3 protein-coding genes and 2 pseudogenes are annotated in these 4,413 nt (G+C 50.4%); 4 read left to right on the top strand and 1 reads right to left on the bottom strand.

Annotated features, from left to right (window positions below; genetic code table 11):
- Window positions 1-399 precede the first annotated feature (399 nt).
- The 4 genes and pseudogenes from G494_RS0121175 to G494_RS28200 form a co-directional block, all read left to right on the top strand.
- Complete coding sequence (locus G494_RS0121175) at window positions 400-756, top strand: PilZ domain-containing protein (RefSeq protein ID WP_028586112.1); 357 nt, start codon at window positions 400-402, stop codon at window positions 754-756.
- A gap of 404 nt (window positions 757-1,160) precedes the next feature.
- Window positions 1,161-2,195, top strand: a complete 1,035-nt coding sequence (locus G494_RS26530) for an NAD-dependent epimerase/dehydratase family protein (RefSeq protein WP_084457197.1) — start codon at window positions 1,161-1,163, stop codon at window positions 2,193-2,195.
- A gap of 95 nt (window positions 2,196-2,290) precedes the next feature.
- Window positions 2,291-3,607 (top strand): nucleotide sugar dehydrogenase, encoded by a 1,317-nt coding sequence (locus tag G494_RS0121160; protein WP_028586110.1) that lies wholly within the window; start codon window positions 2,291-2,293, stop codon window positions 3,605-3,607.
- A 286-nt stretch (window positions 3,608-3,893) separates the two neighbouring features.
- Window positions 3,894-4,070, top strand: a pseudogene (locus G494_RS28200) (glucose-1-phosphate thymidylyltransferase); the annotation flags it as partial.
- A gap of 190 nt (window positions 4,071-4,260) precedes the next feature.
- Here G494_RS28200 and G494_RS27095 read toward each other — a convergent pair.
- Window positions 4,261-4,413: pseudogene (locus G494_RS27095) on the bottom strand (IS1380 family transposase); the annotation flags it as partial.

The raw sequence follows: 4,413 nt of genomic DNA, 5'->3' as shown, positions 1-4,413 counted from the left end.
CAAGCAACCAGCCCGGAGTTATAACAGCCATAATCCCGGAGCAACAGACAACCAGAGAAAAACCGGGCAGCCCCAGCCTACGAGGAATCGTCATTCCCGCGCAGGCGGGAATCCAGTATACGAGCAACCAGCCTGGAGCTTTATGGTCGTCAAACAAAAAGACAATCAGGAAAGGACATCCCTCACAGTTCTAGCCCTGAAGGTGAGGTTCAGTGTATTGTCCCTATCTTGAAACAAGACAACTACCTGTACCTTTAAAAAAGTAAGAAAAGGCCCCCTCGTGCACGGACAGAAAAAAACAATCTGCCCGACTGTTACAACCAACAGCGTAACCGAGGACCGCTAGCAACCCTAATCACCCAAGAGACCCAAATATTAACCCGTAGTAAGAACCTAATTATGACTGAACACAGAGCAACAAAGCGATTCAACCTCAACCTGGAAGCCACCCTCTCTTTCCCCTCCAATGAATCCACCGAACCCCTTTCCTGCCACACCCGCAACATGTCGTCCAGCGGTGTATTTTTAGAGCAGGTGCAGCCCTTGCGCCAGGGGGCAGAGGTTGCCGTGGAGGTCTTGGTGCCACTTCGCTGTTCTAGCCGTCAGGTCTGCACGACCCTCAGTACCACCGGCAGGGTGGTTCGCTGTGAACGCGATGGTGTCGCCATCCAGTTCCATGGCCAGGCCAAGATCAATCAGGCGCTTGGCTTGCAGCGCTCCCAGCCAGCCCTAAAGGCGGTATCGTTGGCCGGCTGAGTCAAGCTTTCTTCCTGTCAAGAGAGGCTCTTTGGCGCAGTGCTAGTCCCTTGTACCGACGGGACTAGCACCGCGCTGAACATACTTTTGAAGTGTGCAGTTAAAATACAGCCTTTGCTGTATTGTTTTTCCGCCCACTCCCCGTACAATAGGCATCCTTGAAAACAAGTCTAGATGTAAGATAGCGCCGGCACGATAGTCTTATCAGCGGGCAGCAGCTAAAGAGGATGCTCTTCGGGTTCGATACCAGTCCTGAAACCGGTAATTTGGGTGTAAAGGTCAGTGTTTTTTGTACCTAGGATGCTAATTTACCCACACGATATGGGGCAGTGCCAGTTAGTTGTTTACGATCTTAAATATATACTGCCCAAGGCGGGTGCCGATATCAGATTAAAGGCGTAAGGATGACAAAATACCAACAGATACAGCAGGAGTTGAAAAACAGCCCAAAAACATGGCTTGTTACTGGGGTCGCCGGTTTTATTGGTTCTAATCTCCTGGAAACTCTCCTTAGCTTAAATCAGAGGGTTGTGGGGCTTGATAATTTCATTACAGGCTATCAACATAATCTTGACAAGGTTCAAGGGTCGGTAAGTGAAGAGGAGTGGCAAGGTTTTCGCTTTATAGAGGGAGATATTTGCAATCTTGATACCTGTAAAGATGCGTGTCATGGCGTTGATTATGTACTGCACCAGGCAGCCCTCGGCTCTGTGCCCCGTTCCCTTGTTGACCCCATCACCACTAACAGTACTAATATCAGTGGATTTCTGAATATGCTTGTGGCTGCACGGGATGCAGAGGTGCAGAGCTTTACCTATGCGGCGTCAAGTTCTACCTATGGCGATCACCCAGCTCTTCCTAAGGTTGAAGAGAATATAGGTAATCCTCTTTCCCCCTATGCCGTAACCAAATATGTCAACGAACTCTATGCCTCAGTCTTTGTCAGAAGTTATGGCTTTAAGACCATAGGTCTTCGTTATTTTAATATTTTTGGTAAACGTCAAGATCCCAATGGTGCCTACGCAGCGGTCATTCCTCTCTGGACTGCCGCCATGATCAATGATGATACGGTCTTCATCAATGGTGATGGAGAGACAAGTCGGGATTTTTGTTTTATTGAGAATGCAGTTCAAGCCAATATCCATGCTGCCACAGCGACTGATGAGGCAAAAGACAGTGTTTATAATGTTGCCGTTGGTGATCGTACAACGCTCAATGAACTGTTCAGCCTTATAAAGCATAATCTTGCAGAGCATGGCATAGTTTATGGTCAAGATCCGAGTTATCGAGATTTTCGTGCGGGTGATGTGCGCCATTCTCAAGCAGATACAACTAAAATAGAAACTTTTTTGGGGTATCAGCCTGAATATACAGTTGGTGCAGGAATAGAAAAGGCTATGGGGTGGTATGTGCATCTCTCCCCTGGCTCGAGGAAATGAGCCGCAGCCTTACCAGCACTACTACGCGATATCATTCTGCGACCACCGCCAAGGCTGCCTAAAATTCGCGAATGGACAATCAATAGAGGTTTGTAGTGGTAACTGCTGAACAGATTCGTACAAAACAAGCCAAGATCGCCCTGGTGGGATTGGGTTATGTCGGGCTGCCGCTGGCAGCTGCCTTTGGGCGTAAGGCCGACGTCGTTGGCCTGGATATCAGCGCACGGAAAATTGATGAACTCAAGAGGGGCTTTGACGCCACCGGCGAGCTTACCGTCGAAGATCTCGCGTCGACCACGATCGACTATACCACCGACGCCACTCGCATCCATGAAGCAACCTTTATCATTGTCACAGTACCTACCCCCATCGACGATCACCAGAAGCCCGACCTCTCTCCGGTTGTTTCAGCGTCTCGTGCCATCGGCCAAAACCTTGCCAGAGGGTCTATCGTCGTTTACGAGTCGACAGTCTACCCCGGCGTGACCGAGGATATCTGCGTGCCGATCCTCGAAGCGGAGTCAGGGCTGCAATGTGGCATCGACTTCAAGGTCGGCTATTCGCCTGAGAGGATAAACCCCGGCGACAAGGTGCATACCGTCGACAAGATCGTCAAGGTCGTAGCAGGCCAGGATGCCGAAACCCTGGAAACGGTGGCCCAGGTTTACGAGATGGTCGTTACCGCCGGGGTTCACCGGGCCCCTACCATCAAGGTGGCCGAGGCTGCTAAGGTTATCGAAAATACCCAGCGCGATCTTAACATCGCCCTGATGAACGAACTGGCTATCATTTTCAACAAGATGGATATTTCGAGCAAAGATGTTCTGGTAGCTGCCGGCACCAAGTGGAACTTCCTCAAGTTCAGCCCAGGTCTGGTTGGCGGTCATTGCATCGGCGTTGACCCCTACTACCTCACCTACAAGGCCGAGGAGATCGGCTACCAATCCCAGGTAATCCTTGCCGGCCGACGGATCAACGATGGTATGGGAAAGTATGTGGCCGAGATGACCGTCAAGAAACTTATCCGTGCCGGTAAGGCGGTTAAGGGGGCGCGGGTACTGGTGCTGGGTCTGACTTTCAAGGAAAATGTGCCTGATATTCGCAACACCAAGGTGGTGGATATACTGGCTGAGCTCAAGGAATATGGGGTGGAAACCCTGGTGCATGATCCGGTTGCCTCCAGTGAGGAGGCGATGCATGCGTATGGAATAGAGCTGTTGAGTCTGGAGGCCGCTGGGGAGGTTGATGCGGTGATTTGGGCAGTGGCGCATGAGCAGTTTGCCGGCATCACGGCTGAACGACTCAAGGGGCTATGTCGCAATGGCAATGGCTGTGGAGTTGTAATGGATGTGAAGGCTGTTTTGGATCGGGGCGAGGTTGAGGGACAGGGGCTGAAGTACTGGTGTCTGTAGTGTATTTTTGGGCCAAGGGGATTGGGATGTTGCATTGCAAGGCCTGTCCCCGGCTCTTATTTTTTTGGGTATCAACCTGAATATAGAGTTGGTGCAGGAATAGAAAAGGCTATGGGATGGTATGTGCAAAAAAGGGGGGCGGCCACCATTATGACCTGAGGGAACGAGAGGTTGCTTACCATGCCCATTGTGCCCCTGAAAATGTACTTCTAAGCACTGAAAGCATGTCTTGTTGGAATGTGACTGTCGAATAATTAAGGTGATAGCTTGGTCCAACCCGTATAACTTTGCCTGGCTGGATACTGGCACCCACGAATCACTCATGGAAACCAGGGCCTTGATCGAGACCATTGAGAAACGGCAGGTGCTGAAAGTGGGATGTACTATGAACGTTGCTTTCCGGAAAGGGTTTACCCGTGGCAAGCATTTGAAAGAACTGGCTAGCTGTTTGGTTAAAACCTGAATCCGTGACACATTGGTCCACACTCATGCGCTGTGTCAGGATCAACTGTTTTTTTACCCAGACGGCTCCATGAGTCGCCCCCAGTTGTTTAAAAACTGCCGGAATGGGTCTGGATCTTTGACAATCTGACAAAATTACGAAGTCTGGTCGCACTTCTGTTGAAGACTAGCCCTTCCGGAGGTCCAACTTTCTATCTGTCGACCAAGAGTCGGTTGTACACGATGGCAAAAGCGACGTAAGCAGGACAATGTCTTCCAAAACGTAATCGTAGACGACGTGCAGTTAAAAGGAGACGAGCTGCCAGGTAGATCAACTCCTGAATAACAGTCTTTAGGCGTCGACG

It is taken from the genome of Desulfogranum mediterraneum DSM 13871 (assembly GCF_000429965.1).
In the GTDB taxonomy this organism is placed as follows: Bacteria; Desulfobacterota; Desulfobulbia; order Desulfobulbales; family Desulfobulbaceae; genus Desulfogranum; species Desulfogranum mediterraneum.
This window is presented reverse-complemented; position numbering and strand designations above follow the sequence as displayed.

What these genes read in the sequence shown, in the direction of transcription:
- G494_RS0121175 (WP_028586112.1), top strand. Translation starts at nt 400, where the DNA reads ATGACTGAACACAGAGCAACAAAGCGATTCAACCTCAACCTGGAAGCC.
- G494_RS26530 (WP_084457197.1), top strand. Translation starts at nt 1,161, where the DNA reads ATGACAAAATACCAACAGATACAGCAGGAGTTGAAAAACAGCCCAAAA.